The 14,308-nt window shown below is 71.3% G+C and carries 12 protein-coding genes and 1 pseudogene; 9 read left to right on the top strand and 4 right to left on the bottom strand.

Translation table 11 applies throughout. The features are described 5' to 3' along the window. Positions 1–36 precede the first annotated feature (36 nt). Positions 37–933, top strand: coding sequence for a hypothetical protein (locus ACFY1L_RS00605; protein ID WP_388815972.1), 897 nt, complete (start codon positions 37–39; stop codon positions 931–933). Positions 934–1,125: 192 nt separating this feature from the next. Here the strand turns inward: ACFY1L_RS00605 and ACFY1L_RS00600 are convergent, their stop codons facing one another. Further along, positions 1,126–2,547 carry a lipase maturation factor family protein gene (locus tag ACFY1L_RS00600; protein ID WP_388815969.1) on the bottom strand — a complete coding sequence of 474 codons (1,422 nt, stop codon included), beginning with the start codon at positions 2,545–2,547 and terminating at the stop codon, positions 1,126–1,128. Between the two features lie 138 nt (positions 2,548–2,685). On the opposite strand from ACFY1L_RS00600, the gene ACFY1L_RS00595 reads away from it, so the two are divergent. The 7 genes and pseudogenes from ACFY1L_RS00595 to ACFY1L_RS00565 all read left to right on the top strand — a co-directional run bounded on the left by ACFY1L_RS00595 (position 2,686) and on the right by ACFY1L_RS00565 (position 10,632). Next, complete coding sequence (locus tag ACFY1L_RS00595) at positions 2,686–3,825, top strand: DUF6777 domain-containing protein (RefSeq protein WP_388815967.1); 1,140 nt, start codon at positions 2,686–2,688, stop codon at positions 3,823–3,825. Positions 3,826–3,907: 82 nt separating this feature from the next. After that, a complete protein-coding gene (locus tag ACFY1L_RS00590) occupies positions 3,908–5,995 on the top strand; it encodes a SpoIIE family protein phosphatase (protein ID WP_388815964.1) in 2,088 nt (695 codons plus the stop codon). 70 nt (positions 5,996–6,065) lie between these two features. Continuing rightward, a complete protein-coding gene (locus tag ACFY1L_RS00585; protein WP_388815961.1) occupies positions 6,066–6,929 on the top strand; it encodes an Fpg/Nei family DNA glycosylase in 864 nt (287 codons plus the stop codon). A gap of 138 nt (positions 6,930–7,067) precedes the next feature. Then, positions 7,068–7,934, top strand: coding sequence for an alpha/beta fold hydrolase (locus tag ACFY1L_RS00580; RefSeq protein WP_388815958.1), 867 nt, complete (start codon positions 7,068–7,070; stop codon positions 7,932–7,934). Between the two features lie 207 nt (positions 7,935–8,141). Further along, positions 8,142–8,693: pseudogene (locus ACFY1L_RS00575) on the top strand (DUF427 domain-containing protein); the annotation flags it as partial. 45 nt (positions 8,694–8,738) lie between these two features. After that, a complete protein-coding gene (locus tag ACFY1L_RS00570; RefSeq protein ID WP_388819012.1) occupies positions 8,739–8,876 on the top strand; it encodes a hypothetical protein in 138 nt (45 codons plus the stop codon). Between the two features lie 43 nt (positions 8,877–8,919). Continuing rightward, positions 8,920–10,632: an MOSC domain-containing protein gene (locus tag ACFY1L_RS00565; protein WP_388815955.1), complete on the top strand. Its 1,713-nt coding sequence runs from the start codon at positions 8,920–8,922 to the stop codon at positions 10,630–10,632. Between the two features lie 26 nt (positions 10,633–10,658). Here the strand turns inward: ACFY1L_RS00565 and ACFY1L_RS00560 are convergent, their stop codons facing one another. After that, positions 10,659–11,843: a serine/threonine-protein kinase gene (locus ACFY1L_RS00560; protein WP_388815952.1), complete on the bottom strand. Its 1,185-nt coding sequence runs from the start codon at positions 11,841–11,843 to the stop codon at positions 10,659–10,661. A 76-nt stretch (positions 11,844–11,919) separates the two neighbouring features. On the opposite strand from ACFY1L_RS00560, the gene ACFY1L_RS00555 reads away from it, so the two are divergent. Beyond that, positions 11,920–12,810, top strand: coding sequence for an aminoglycoside phosphotransferase family protein (locus ACFY1L_RS00555; protein ID WP_388815949.1), 891 nt, complete (start codon positions 11,920–11,922; stop codon positions 12,808–12,810). A gap of 18 nt (positions 12,811–12,828) precedes the next feature. On the opposite strand, the gene ACFY1L_RS00550 is transcribed toward ACFY1L_RS00555, so the two are convergent. Together ACFY1L_RS00550 and ACFY1L_RS00545 are read right to left on the bottom strand one after the other, a co-directional pair. After that, positions 12,829–13,488 carry a zf-HC2 domain-containing protein gene (locus tag ACFY1L_RS00550; RefSeq protein WP_388815946.1) on the bottom strand — a complete coding sequence of 220 codons (660 nt, stop codon included), beginning with the start codon at positions 13,486–13,488 and terminating at the stop codon, positions 12,829–12,831. Between the two features lie 152 nt (positions 13,489–13,640). After that, positions 13,641–14,156, bottom strand: coding sequence for a hypothetical protein (locus ACFY1L_RS00545; RefSeq protein WP_388815943.1), 516 nt, complete (start codon positions 14,154–14,156; stop codon positions 13,641–13,643). Positions 14,157–14,308 lie beyond the last annotated feature (152 nt).

Raw genomic sequence — 14,308 nt, 5'->3', positions numbered from 1 at the left:
TAGCTTCCACCCCAACACCGGGGAATCGGGGGCGAGATGGCAGACGGACAGCCCATCATCCAGGGCTCGGGGGCGAACAAGAACAACACCGAGGACAGCGCGACACAGCTGGTCAACCATGCGCAGCGGAACGCGGACGGCACCGGCCTCTACCTCTTCGGTGCTCCGTCCGACCGGGAATCCCCGGGCGGAGACGGTCTCTACAGCGTCTCCTTCAGGGGCAGCGCCGTGCGCGGGTACAGCTACAACGGCGACGGGGTGTACGGGGCGTCCCGCACGAACGGAGCCGGCGTGCACGGCGTGTCCTCCACGGGGACCGCGGTGTACGGCCAGGACACGGGCAACGGGACCGGTGTCCAGGGGAACTCCCCGGGCGGCGTCGGGGTCCGCGGGTCCGGCTCCGGAGCCGGCGTGATCGGTGAAGCGTCCGACGCCGGCGGCTTCGGTGTCGAGGGCATCAACCGGCAAGGCCTGAACGGTGGTTACGGCGTCCTCGGCTACGCCCGCACCGGAGTCTGGGGCGACGGCTCGATCGGTGTCATCGGCCGTGGCCTCACCCAGTACGGCATCGGCGTCGAGGGCGACGCGCTCGGCGAGGGCGGCATCGGAGTGTTCGGCGCCACCTCGGCGAACGCGGGTGGCATAGGCGTGTATGCCACCGCGCCCAACCCCGGATCGACCGCGCTGCAGGTCCGCGGTTCCGCCGTCTTCAGCTCGGGGGGCCGTGTCACGGTTCCGGCGGGCAGCGACCGCATCACCGTGACGGGGCCGACCCTCGGACCGGCGAGCATGGTCCTCGCCACCGTCCAGCAGGACACGCCGGGCATCGCCGTACGCGCCGCCGTCCCCGATCCGGCCGCCGGATCCTTCACCGTTTTCCTCACACAGACATCCGCTACAGAAACGGCAGTGGCATGGTTCGTGATCAACTAGACGGCGTTCCGGAGCCCATCGGTCCCGGCGAGACCCGTTCCGGACCGGAGCCCGTGTCCGCACCCGCCGAGGAGCTTCTGCCCGCGGACGTCCCGACGGCACTGGTACCGCTGTCGGACTCGCTTCATCCCAGGAAGGCGGTGAGGGCCGAAGGGCCCGGCGCATCGGGCGGGTAGCACGTGGTGCCGGGAGTCAGCTCCGCTGAGCCACCCCCGCCAACCGCGTGGGCGGCAAGTACTCCCGCACATACGTCCGCTCCCAGCACGCCCCCGTCTCCCGCAGCTCCCGCCAGCTCGTGTACCGGTAGCGGAACAGCCGGGCCCGGACGTAGCGCGGCGGTGCGTCCGGCGGGAACGGGGAGCGGCGCAGGAGTCGTAGGGTGTCGTGGTCGTTCTCCAGGAGCCGTTCCACCAGGGCGCCGAACCACGCACCGGCGTAGGACGGCGAGAGCGCGGCGAACCACATCAGCCAGTCCAGGCGCAGATGGTAGGGCGCGAACTGGCGTGGCCAGCGTCGTGGATCGCCCGGCTTGCCCTTGAACTCGTACTCCCGCCAGTCGGAGTCCTCGTGCGGTACGGCGTCGTCCGTGCCCTCGATCACCACCTCGTACCGGAGGCGGCTGACGGTGCCGAACGCGCCGTAGGTGTTGACCAGATGGAGGGGGTCGAAGGAACGGTTCATGATCTGGCGGCGGGAGATCATGTTCGCGACCGGGCGGTGACTGAGGCCGACCAGCAGCGCGGCGACCGCGAGGACCACCACCTCGTACCAGAGCGGAGTGGCCGGTAGGGACGGCGCGTCGGACGGGAGGCCGAGTGCCGACGTGGCCAGCACGATGGTGATCCAGTTCAGCCAGGAGAAGTTGCCCGACAGGACCAGCCACAGCTGGGTGGCGATCATCAGGGACGCGGCGGCCGTGGCGACCGGCTGAGGGGTGAACAGGAGGACGGGGACGACGAGTTGGGTGACGTGGTTCGCGGCCACCTCCACCCGGTGCGCGGGCTTCGGCAGATGGTGGAAGAACCAGCTCAGCGGGCCCGGCATGGGCTGGGTCTCGTGGTGGTAGTCCAGGCACGTCAGCTTCCGCCAGCACGCGTCGCCGCGCATCTTGATCAGACCCGCGCCGAACTCCACCCGGAACAGGATCCAGCGCAGCAGGAAGAGGACCACGATCGGCGGCGCCACCTCGTCGTTGCCGAGGAAGACGGCCAGGAAGCCCACCTCCAGCAGCAGGGACTCCCAGCCGAAGGCGTACCAGGTCTGGCCGACGTTGGTGACCGACAGGTACAGCGCCCAGGGGAGCAACCACAGCAACATGCCTGCCCAGAGCGGGAGTCGGGAGTCCAGCCCGGCGAGCAGCGCCGCCGAGACCGCGCATCCCGTCCAGCAGCAGGCCGCGAAGAAGCGGTCCGAGTAGTGGAGTTGGAACAGGCTCGGCGCCTGCTTGAAGCGCACCCGCGCGACGAAGCGGGGGATGGGCAGCATGCCGCGCTCGCCGAGCAGCGCACGGAACTGCAGTGCCGCCGTCAGGAACGCCACGAGGTACAGGCCGGCCAGAGCCCGCTGGAAGACCAGCCGGCTCATCCAGTACTCGGGTGCGGTGAACCAGTCCACGGTGACATGCGCTCCTCACTTCATTGTCGCGCCGAAGCGCTGCGTCACGCTCCGTGTATGCCCACTCCGCTTGCGTAACCCGAGTGAGTGAAGCAGACAATAGTGACGAACTTGCCTGATGCGAGGCGGGAGGACGAGGTGCGAACAGTCACCGGAACCTTCGCCACCGTCTGCGCGCTCACGGCGGCGCTCCTCATCGCCGCCTGCGGCGGCAGCGGCGACAAGGACACGAAGGCGAGCGGCGAGGTCTTTCTGCAGCCCGTCGCGGCGCAGGGCCCGGACCCCTTCACCGTCTCCACGGACACCACCATGACGGCCACCCCGTCGCCCGTCACTCCTGCACGGCCGACGCCGAACGGATCCGCGCGGTCGGTCTCGGGTGCCACGCCCGGTCTCTACGGCGGCACCGAGCGCGTCGGCAGCTGTGATGTCGACGGGCAGATCCGCCATCTGACCTCCGACCAGGCCAAGGCCCGTGCCTTCGCGCAGGTCGAGGGCGTCTCGCCGGCGTCGATCCCGGACTATCTGCGCGGCCTCGCCCCCGTCGTGCTGCGTGCCGACACCCGGGTCACCAACCACGGCTACCGCGACGGCCGGGCGACCGGCTTCCAGTCCGTGCTCCAGGCCGGCACCGCCGTGCTCGTCGACAACCGGGGCGTGCCCCGCGTCCGCTGCGCCTGCGGCAACCCGCTGAAGCCGGCCACCGCGACGCAGGGCAACCAGGCGTCCAACGGCCGCCCCTGGTCCGGATACCGGCCCGCGCAGGTGGTCGTGGTGACGCCGGCACCCCAGGTGATCGTCAACATCACGATCGTCGACATCGTCCACAACACCTGGATCGAGCGGCATGTCGGCCACGACGTCCATCACGACCACAAGGTGCCACCACCGGCCCGCGTGACGCCGACGCCTTCACACACCCCCACGCCTTCGCGGACACCGCCACCTTCGCGGCCCCCGTCGCCGAGCCCGGACGCCGGCAAGTCCACCGCCTCGCCCCACACCAGCACCTCGCCCGGCGAGAGCAGTGCCTCCCCGAGCGACACGAGCTCGTCCCCGTCCGGCTCGGCCACCGACTGCGCGACCGAGACCGTGACCGTCACACCGGGCGCCACCGACGACGTGACGACCGAGGCGCCGTCAGCCTCGCCCACCGACTGCCCGACGGCGACGGTCACCTCCACACCACCGACCACCGCACCGCATTCCTCCGGGCCGATCCCCGACGACTCCGGCCGCAGCATCTTCGACAGCCCCACGAACGTCTTTGACAGCTGACCGCCCACCGAGACCGGGGAGCACGGGAATTACCCCTGCCTCCCCGCTCGAAGAATCGGGCAAACCCTGGCAAGGTGGCCCCATGGCTGATCGGGGAGCGAGCACCCTGTCAGTCCCGGACGACTGGCCCGCCCACCCGGATCCGATCCTGGCGCTCAACCAGATGGGCAGCTTCGACTGGGACCTGGACACCGGCCTGTTCCACATGGACGCCCAGGCCCACGAGGTCTTCGACCTGCGCCCCGACGAGTACGACGACCACCCCGAGACCCTCGCCGTCCGGGTCCCGCCGGCCGAGGCGTACCGGCTCGACGGCCTGGTCGCCCATGCCCTGAAGGACGGCAGCGAGAACTACGGTGCCTACTTCCGCATCCGCTGCCGCGACGGCGCCATGCGCTGGACCCACACCCAGGGCTACATCCGACGGGACGAGACGGGCCGCCCGCGTCGCATCATCGGCATCGTCCGGGACGCCACCCAGGAGCTCAGCGAGAGCCAGGAGCGCCGGGAGGCGGCCGCGCAGGACGCGGCCCGGCGCGAGCAGACCAACGTCGTCCAGCTCACCACCGCCGCGCTCGCGCACGCCCGCACCGTCCAGGACGTCATCGACGTCCTCAAGGACACCCACGGCCTGACCCATCTCGGCGCCACCAGTCTGGTCATGGGCCTGGTCGAGGCGGGCCGCATCCGGCTGATCGCCGAGGGACCCGCCGGCAGCTTCGTTCCGGGCACCCTCGTCACCCGTATCGACGAGCCCTATCCGATGAGCGAGGTCGTACGGACCCTCACGCCCCGCTTCATCGAGTCCCCGGACGAGTTCGCCGAGGGCTTTCCCCTCCTGTGGCCGCACCTCACCGACCTGAACATCACCTCGGCCGCCTATCTGCCGCTCATCGTCCAGGCCCGCCCGATCGGCGCCATGGGCCTGCTCTACAACGACCGGAACGGCTTCTCGCCCGAGGACCGCAACGTCCTGGTCGCCCTCGGCAGCAGCATTGCGCAGAGCATGCAGCGGGCCATGTTCTACGAGCAGGAGAAGGACCTCGCCACCGGCCTCCAGCAGGCCATGCTGCCGCGCACCATCCCCAGCGTCCGCGGCGCCGACGTCGCCGTCCGCTACCGCGCTGGTTCTGCCGTGGGCTCCCTCGGCCGAGACATCGGCGGTGACTGGTACGACCTGATCCCGTTGCCCGGCGGCCGGGTCGGCGCCGTCATCGGCGACGTCCAGGGCCACGACACGCACGCCGCCGCCGTCATGGGCCAGCTGCGCATCGTCCTGCGCGCCTACGCCGCCGAGGGCCACACCCCGGCCACCGTCATGGCCCGTGCCTCCGTCTTCCTCCACGAACTCGACACCGACCGCTTCGCGACCTGCCTCTACGCCGAGGCCGACCTGTCCACCGGGGTCGTCCAGATGGTCCGGGCCGGGCACATCGACCCGGTGATCCGCGGCACCGACGGCAGTTGCCGCCGCATCACCGTCGAGGGCGGACTGCCGCTCGGCCTGTCCGCCGAGTTCGGGCGGCTCGAGTACCCGGTCGGTACCATCGAGCTGGATCCAGGGCACACGCTTGTCCTCTGCACCGACGGCCTCGTCGAACAGCCCGGCGCCGACCTCGACGACGGCATGCGGACCCTCACCGCCCTGATCACCGGCGGCCCGGACGACGTACGCGACCTCGCGGACTGCCTGATCGACGTGGCCGAGGAACGCGGCGGCGAGGACGACGTGGCCCTGCTCCTGCTGCGCCGCCGCGGCCTGGACACCCCGCAGACCGGCGGCCGGCTCCAGCAGCACGTGGCACCCGGCGACCCCGAGGCCCTCACCCAGGCCCGGCACATGATCCGCGCCGCGGTCCGTGCCTGGGGCGCCAAGGAACGCGCCGACGAGGTCGAACTCGTCGCCGACGAAATGATCACCAACGCCCTGATGCACACCGAGGGCTCCGCGATCGTCACCCTTCGCGTCCTGGCCGGCAGCGACCGCCGACTGCGCGTCGAGGTCGAGGACTCCTCCAGCGCCCTGCCCCGCCGCCGCGAGGCGGGCGAGCAGGGCGTCTCCGGCCGCGGCCTGCTCCTGGTCGACCTGCTCACGGACGTGTGGGGAGTGGAGGCGCGGGGCGGCGGCAAGTGCGTGTGGTGCGAGTTCGTGGTCCGGGAAGGGGACTGACCCCCGGGCGCCACGGCACCACGGGTCCGACCCGCCTGGCACTGTCGGTCCCGGATGGCACTCTGGACGTATGCCGGAACTCCCCGAGGTCGAAGCGCTCAAGGACTTCCTGACCGAGCACCTGGTCGGTCACGAGATCGTGCGCGTGCTGCCGGTGGCGATCAGCGTCCTGAAGACGTACGACCCTCCCCTTTCCGCCGTCGAGGGCCGCGAGGTCGTCGCCGTGCACCGGCACGGCAAGTTCCTGGACCTCGAGACGGACGGCGGCCCGCGCTTCGTGACCCACCTGGCCCGCGCGGGCTGGCTCCACTGGAAGGACCGGCTCCCGGACGGCCCGCCCCGTCCCGGCAAGGGCCCCCTGGCGCTGCGCGTCGCCCTGGAGACGGGCGAGGGCTTCGACCTCACCGAGGCGGGCACCCAGAAACGCCTCGCCGTCTACGTCGTCCACGACCCGCAGGAGATCCCGGGCGTCGCCCGCCTCGGCCCCGACCCGCTCGCGGACGACTTCGACGAGAGCCGCTTCGCCGAACTCCTCAGACCCGAGCGCCGCCGGCTCAAGGGTGCCCTGCGCGACCAGAGCCTGATCGCCGGCGTGGGCAACGCCTACAGCGACGAGATCCTCCACGCGGCGAAGATGTCCCCCTTCAAACTGGCCGCGACCCTCACTCCCGAAGAGACGACCCGCCTCTACGAGGCCCTGCGCACCACCCTCACCGAAGCGGTTGAGCGCTCCCGCGGTGTCGCGGCCGGCCGCCTGAAGGCGGAGAAGAAGAGCGGCCTACGCGTCCACGGCCGCACCGGCGAACCCTGCCCGATCTGCGGCGACACCATCCGCGAGGTCTCCTTCAGCGACTCCTCCCTCCAGTACTGCCCGACCTGCCAGACGGGCGGAAAGCCGCTGGCGGACCGCCGGATGTCGCGCCTTCTCAAGTAGCACGGCCGCTCTCAATCTAACCATCAATTATCGCTTGACTGGTTAGCCGTTGGATGGTTGACTCCTGCTGTAACCACTCAATGCTCGAACAGAGGTTAGATGCCGACCGGGGGTCGGCCGACACCGAACGGAGCAGTCATGACGACCGTCCACCACCGTTACGCGACCGTCCGAGGGCAGCAGCTCTTCTACCGGGAGGCGGGTCCCGCCGGGGCGCCCACCGTCGTCCTGCTGCACGGCTTTCCCACCAGCTCGTTCATGTTCCGGAACCTGATCCCGCTGCTGGCCGACCGTTACCACGTGATCGCTCCGGACCATCTGGGCTTCGGCCTGTCCGACGCGCCGGCCGCGGACGAGTTCGACTACACCTTCGACGCCCTGGCGGACCTGACCCAGGGCCTGCTGACCCAACTCGGGGTGACCCGGTTCGCCCTGTACGTGCAGGACTACGGCGCGCCCGTCGGCTGGCGCCTGGCCCTGGCGAACCCGGCCGCGGTCACGGCGATCGTCACCCAGAACGGCAACGGCTACGAGGCCGGGCTCGCGCCGGAGTTCTGGAAGCCGGTGCGCGAGTACTGGCAGGAGAAGACCCCGCAGACCGAGGCGGCCGTGCGCGAGGCGCTGACCCTGGAGGGCATCCGCTGGCAGTACCTGCACGGCGTGCCGGACGAGAGCCTGGTCAGCCCCGACGCCTGGCACCACGACTTCGCGCTGGTGTCCCGGCCCGGCAACGACCTGGTGCAGCTGCGGCTGTTCGCCGACTACGCCAACAACCTGCCGCTGTACCCGAAGCTGCACGCCTACCTCCGCGAGAGCGGGGTGCCGCTGCTGGCCGTCTGGGGCCGCAACGACGAGATCTTCCTCCCCGACGGCGCGCTCGCCTTCGCCGACGACGCACCCGGCGCCGAGATCTGCCTGCTCGACGGCGGCCACTTCCTGCTCGAAAGCCACCTCGACGCCGCCGCCGGCTCCATCCGCGGCTTCCTCGAAAGGGCACTGCCGTGACCGGACGCCTGCAGAACGACGGCGAGCCGCTCACCTGACCCTCCACCCACGCAGACCGGAAAGGAACGAGACGATGGGCCTCTCCTGGCAGCAAGGACCGCTCGCCCCCGGAGCGGTCGGCCGGTTCCTGGTCCCCGATCCGCTGCCCGAGCGGATGCTGTTCGCCGAACCACTGCGCCGGCGCATGCGCGTCCAGTTCGGCGACACGTGGATCGCCGACAGCGGGACGTCGTACTGCTGCACGAGCCCGGCCGCTACCCCGTGGCCTACTTTCCGCTCGCCGACATCGCCCCCGACGCCCTGCAAGCCGCCGAGCACACCACCCGCCACCGCGACCTGGGGCCAACCTCCTGGTACACCGTCGGCGCCGGACCGCAGGCCAAACAGCGCGCGGCCTGGCAGCACACGGAACTGCCGGACCACGCACAGGAGTTGAAGGGCAGGGTCGCCTTCGCCTGGCGGGCGATGGACGCCTTCTACGAGGAGGACGAACGCATCGTCGGCCACGCCGCCGACGGCTACCACCGCATCGACATCCGCCGCACCGGCCGCCACCTCGTCGTCCGCAGCGGAGAACGCGTCCTTGCCGACACCACCCGGCCGCTCGTCCTGTACGAGTCCGGGTTCGCGCCCCGCTGGTACGTCCCGCGCGCCGACGTCGACCAGTCCGCGCTGACCCCGGCCGAGGGCCGGACGTTCTGCCCGTAAAAGGGCCTGGCCAGTTACTACGACATCGCAGGCGCCCGTCGCGCGGCCTGGTCGTACGAGGACGCGTGGACCGAGGTAGGGCGCATCTCCGGGACGGTGTCGTTCGAGCCCGACGAGATCGAGGTGCATCTCGACGGCGTCAGGCAGAGGCTGGAACCGGGCCAGACCGTCGTCCCGCACGGCGTCGACCGCAACCTCGACCTGGACGAGACGACCGCCGCCCGGCAGCCGTGACCGGCACCGCCGGACCGGCCGTCATCACCGGAAGGAGCCCACGATGCCGTCCCTGCTGTCGGTGAACATCGGCCTGCCGAAGGACGTCGCGTGGCAGGGCCGCACCGTCCACACCGGCGTCTGGAAGTACCCGGTGCACGGCCCCGCGATGGTCCGTCGCCTCAACATCGACGGCGACGGACAGGGCGACACCCAGGGCCACGGCGGGGAGATGCGGGCCGTGCTGGTCTACCAGATCGACTCCTACCGGCACTGGCAGGAGCACTTCGGCCGCGACGACCTCTCCCACGGCCAGTTCGGCGAGAACCTCACCGTCGACGGCCTGCCCGACGACGAGGTCTGCATCGGCGACCGGTACCGCATCGGCGAGGCCGAGTTCGAGGTCACCCAGCCACGGGTCACCTGCTACCGCGTCGGGATGCGATTCGGCGAACCGGAGCTGCCCGCGCTGCTGGTCAGCCACCACCGTCCCGGCTTCTACATGCGGGTCCTGCGCGAGGGGCACATCGAGGCCGGCGACGAGATCGTCCGCACCCGGACCGGACCCGGCGCGCTGACCGTCGCCGACACCGACGCACTGCTCTACCTCCCCGGCCGCGACCCCGCGATGCTGCGCCGCGCCCTGGACATCCCTGCCCTGAGCCCGGGTTGGCAGGGCTCGTTCCGCGAACTGCTGGACGACGCCGAGGGCACGGCCGGCGCCGACGGCCCGGCCTGGAACGGCTTCCGGGCCCTGCGCGTGACCGACGTGGTGCGCGAGAGCGCGACGGTCAGCTCGATCCGCCTGGCCGCCCCCGACGGAACCCGGCTCCCTCCCGCCCGCGCGGGCCAGTACCTCACCCTGCGCATCCCCGACGGCGCCCGACCCGCCGCCCTACGCAGCTACTCGCTGTCGTCGGCGCCCGATGCCGGCACCTACCGGATCAGCGTCAAGCACGAGCCGCACGGCATGGCGAGCGGCTACCTGACCGCCCGGCTGCGGCCGGACACCGTCCTCCAAGTCGCCGCGCCACGCGGCGAGTTCACACTCACCGAAGGCAACGGCCCGCTGCTCCTGGTCTCCGCCGGCATCGGCCTCACCCCCGTGCTGTCGATGCTGCACGAACTCGCCGCGCGGGGCTGCGACCGCGAGATCTGGTGGATCCACGGCGCCCGCAGCCCGCACGAGCATCCGCTGGCCGCCGAAGCACACGCCCTGCTCGCCGAACTGCCCCACGCCCACGAGCACGTGTTCTTCAGCGCGGCCACCGAAGGGGAACACGCCCACGTCGGGCGCCTCACCGAGGACAAGCTGATCGCGCTGTCCGTCCCGGCCGACGCGACCGCCTACGTCTGTGGGCCCGCCTCCTTCATGGCGGACATGCAGCACGCCCTCACCACGGCCGGAATCGATCCGGCCCGCATTCACACCGAGCTCTTCGGAGCCCTGCCCGCCATCAACCCCGGCCTCACCGCGCGGGCCGCCCGACCGCCCCACCCGCCCTCGGGCCCGCCCGGCACCGGCCCGTTGGTGACGTTCGCCCGCAGCGGCCTGTCGGTGCCGTTCCCCGACAACGGGCGCAGCGTCCTCGAGCTCGCCGACGCCTGCGACGTCCCCGCCCGCTGGAGTTGCCGCACGGGCGTGTGCCACACCTGCACCACACCTCTGCTGTCCGGCGAAGTCGCCTACGCGCCGGACCCGTTGGAGCCCCCGCCCGAAGGCGAGGTCCTCATCTGCTGCGCCCGGCCCGGCGGCGACATCGTCCTGGACATGTAGCGCCGGAGGACGTCAGCACAGTCCACTCAGCCGTCGGTGCCCTTCCCCTTGCCGTGCTTTCCCTTGCCCTTGTGTTCTTTGCCGTCTCCGTGGTCCTCCTTCGCCGGAGGTTCCGCGCTGGTCGGGGCGGCGGACGGCTTAGTCGCGGTCGAGGTCGCGACGGCAGGCGCGGAACTGGCCGTCGTCGGCGTCGGCGAAACCGGCGTAGAAGGCTGCTGATCACCGGAGTTGAGCGACGCTCCCAGTGCCGCGGCCGCCGCGAACAGCGCCACGACACCGGCGCCCACCGCGGCCTTCGCAGCCAGTCGACCCCGGCCGCGCGGACGGGAGTGCGAGGCGCGGGCGCGAGCCGGAGGACCGGACGGCACGGGCATGAAGTCGGAGGCGTCGCCCGCTTCGGCCGGAGGCGGGTCCTGCTCCAGCTCACCCAGCCGGCCGGCCGCCTCCTCCGCAGTCGGCCGCAGTGCCGGGTCCTTGGTCAGCAGACGCAGCACGTAGTCGGAGAGCGGCACGGGGATCTCGGGGCGCAGCAGGAGGGGTGCCACGGGCTCGGCGTCGACGTGCTGCTGCACCACCGCGAGCGAGGTCGTGCCGCGGAACGGCGGGCGGCCGGTGAGCAGTTCGTACAGCACGCAGCCCAGTGAGTACACGTCGACGGCGGGTCGGGCGGGCCGGCCCAGGGCCCGTTCGGGGGCCAGGTAGTCGGCGGTGCCGAGGATCTTGCCGGTCGCGGTGAGCGTGCTGCTGGAGGCGTCGGCGAAGCGGGCGATGCCGAAGTCGGTGATCTTGGCCGTGCCGTCGGTGGTGAGCATCACGTTGGCGGGCTTGATGTCCCGGTGGATCACACCTTGCCGGTGCGCCGCGGCGAGGCCGGCCGCCATCTGCGCCGCGAGGGCGGCCGCCTCGTACGGGGGCAGGGCGCCGCGCAGGGAGCGTTCCTGGGCCAGGGTCCAGCCGTCGACGAGTTCCATGACGAGGTAGAGCCGGTCGTGATGGGCGCCGAAGTCGTACACCCCCACCACGTTGGGGTGGTTGAGGCGGCCCGCGGTCTGCGCCTCCATGCGGAAGCGCTCGGTTTCTTGGGCCTCTTCCGCCCGCAGCACCTTGACCGCTACGGGCCGCCCGAGGAGCTGGTCGGTGGCCCGCCACACCTCGCCCATCGCACCGCGCCCCAGCGGCTCGTCCAGCTGATAGCGGTCCGCCAACAACACCTGTGCACCCACTCCGCATCACGACAAAACCCATCGCTCTGGCTACAGCGCAACGGCGGCCCGTACTGTCACACCCGTGAACGACACCGAGATCGACGAGGCCCTGGTCCGCTCGCTTCTGCACGAGCAGCACCCGGACCTCGCGGGTCTGGGGCTGCGTCGGGTGGCGGCCGGCTGGGACAACCAACTGTGGCGCCTGGGGCAGGAGTTGGCCGTACGCCTGCCGCGCACCGAGCGCGCCCCGACCCTGCTCCGCAAGGAGCACCGGTGGCTGCCCGTCCTGGCTCCCCGCCTCCCGCTCCCGGTGCCGACGCCCGTACGCGTAGGCGAACCCTCGCCCCGCTTCCCCGGCCCCTGGAACATCGCCCGATGGGTCCGCGGCGAGCCGGCCGACCGCACCCCGATCAGCGACGGCAGGCGTGCGGCCGACACTCTCGCGGGATTCCTGAGGGCACTGCATCGCCCGGCACCGCCCGAGGCACCGGTCAGCGGCGATCGCGGCGTTCCCCTCAGGACACTCGCCGACGGGTTCGCCGGGACCCTGCAATCCGTCGCCGCCAGTGTCGCCGTCGCCGACATCCAACACATATGGGACGAAGCGGTCGCGGCGCCGGACTGGCAGGGACCGCCCCTCTGGCTGCACGGTGATCTCCACCCCGCGAACGTCGTCGTCGAGGACGGGACCCTCTCCGGTGTGATCGACTTCGGGGACATCTGCGCGGGCGATCCGGCGACGGATCTAGCGGCCGCCTGGGTGCTTCTGCCGGCCGGTGCGGCGTCCGGGTTCTTCGAGGCCTACGGGTGCGCGGACGAGGCGACGCTCAAGCGGGCACGGGGCTGGGCCGTTCTGCGGGGTCTGTCCCTCGTCGGCATCGGGCAGGCCTGGGAGCGCGGACTTCCGGGAGGGCAGCGGACCTGGGGGCCCGCGGGCCGGGCGGCGCTCGAGCGGGTTCTGACGGACCGGTGAATCCGTGGGCGCCGCGTCCTAGTGCGCCTTGAGCGTCACCAGGTGTTCCCCGTTTGACGTGCGGATCTCATAGCGGGCGATCTCGGCGGTGTGCATCGCCGTGCTGCCCTGCATGGTGATCGAGTGGGCGTCGTGCGCGGGCACGGTCCAGCTGGTCACGGTCTGCTCGGAGCCGTCACGGCCGACGGCGACGAGATGACAGTGCCGGGGGCCGGAGCCGTCCTTCACCTCGAGCCTGACCTGGCTGCCCATGTCCTCGTCCTCGGTGGTGACCTGGGCCCACACGCCCGACGTCGCGTCGGTCGTCGCGATCCGCAGGGCCACGGACTCCGTGCCACCGCCGTCCGACATCATCGCGAGCCCGGGCCCGGCCAACCCGATCGCCACGGACGCGGCCACGGCGTACAGGAAGCGCCGCCGCCCGGCCCGGTGGCGCGCGGCCACCGCACCGAGCAACCGGTCCAGCAGCTGCGGGCCGGGCCGGGTCATGGGGTGCACGAACCGGGGCGTCGACCGGCGGTACAGCATCATCTGCCGGGTGATCGGCCCGAACTCGGTCACGGAGGCCGCGCAGCGCGCGCACTCCATGAGGTGGTCCTCGAAGCGGAAGGCGTCCGCCTCGTCCAGCACGCCGAGCGCGTACGCGGCGACGTCGCGGTGCCTCTCCTGGGACCTCATGCCGAATCCTCGTGCCGTTGGGTGCGGGTGGGGTTACTCCTTGCTCCCACCGGTACGCACCAGACCGCCGATTCACTCAAGGCACACACAGAATCGCAACCAAGGGATTCGGAGCGGCCCGGCCCGCGGATTGGTCCGGTTCGAAACCAGTCTCAAAAAAGGTGGATGGCGAGATGGCCGAGCGGCAGGCCCAGCTGCCACGCCTTCGTCCACACCTTCGGACCCTCGTCCTCGCCGAACACCGCGGCACCGCCCGGCACCGCGTTCAGGTCCGGCGCGAGCAGCTCGGTCTCCTCCAGCCAGCGCCAGGCCGCGTCCGCCAGCTCCACGTCGGGCGCGGGTCCGCCGGACTCGGCCGCCTCGGCGGCGAGCATCGCCATCCGCTCGCGCACCCAGTCCTGCCACGGCTGGTCGTAGGCCGTCAGCGACAGCCAGGTCTCCAGCTGGGAGACCACCCGGATGCCGGAGAGTTCGCCGTCGGTGTCCGAGAGGAAGATGGTCAGCGCCAGCGCATCGCGCCCGGCGCGGAACTCGAAGGACGTCGGCGGCATCAGATCGCCCGTCCGGAGCAACTCGTCGGCGATGTACTCGGCGTACAACCAGGCCATGGGGACGACCAGTTCACCGCCGCCGGTGCCGTCCGTGCTCTCTTGACCTCTGTGCAACATCCCTTCCTGCCTTCCTCCGGTGCGTGCGCGTCGCCCGACTCCGGGCCCCATCAGAGGGCCCCGAGCCCCCAGTCCGGAACACGGATGAGGACAGCCGATTACTCAACCGGGGTCCTGAGCAAGGCGCTTTACGGAGGTTTGACTGATCCGTT

This window comes from Streptomyces sp. NPDC001663, assembly GCF_042893105.1.
In the GTDB taxonomy this organism is placed as follows: domain Bacteria; phylum Actinomycetota; class Actinomycetes; order Streptomycetales; family Streptomycetaceae; genus Streptomyces.
Note: the sequence above shows the minus strand (reverse complement) of the source record. Positions and strands in the feature narration are given on the sequence as shown.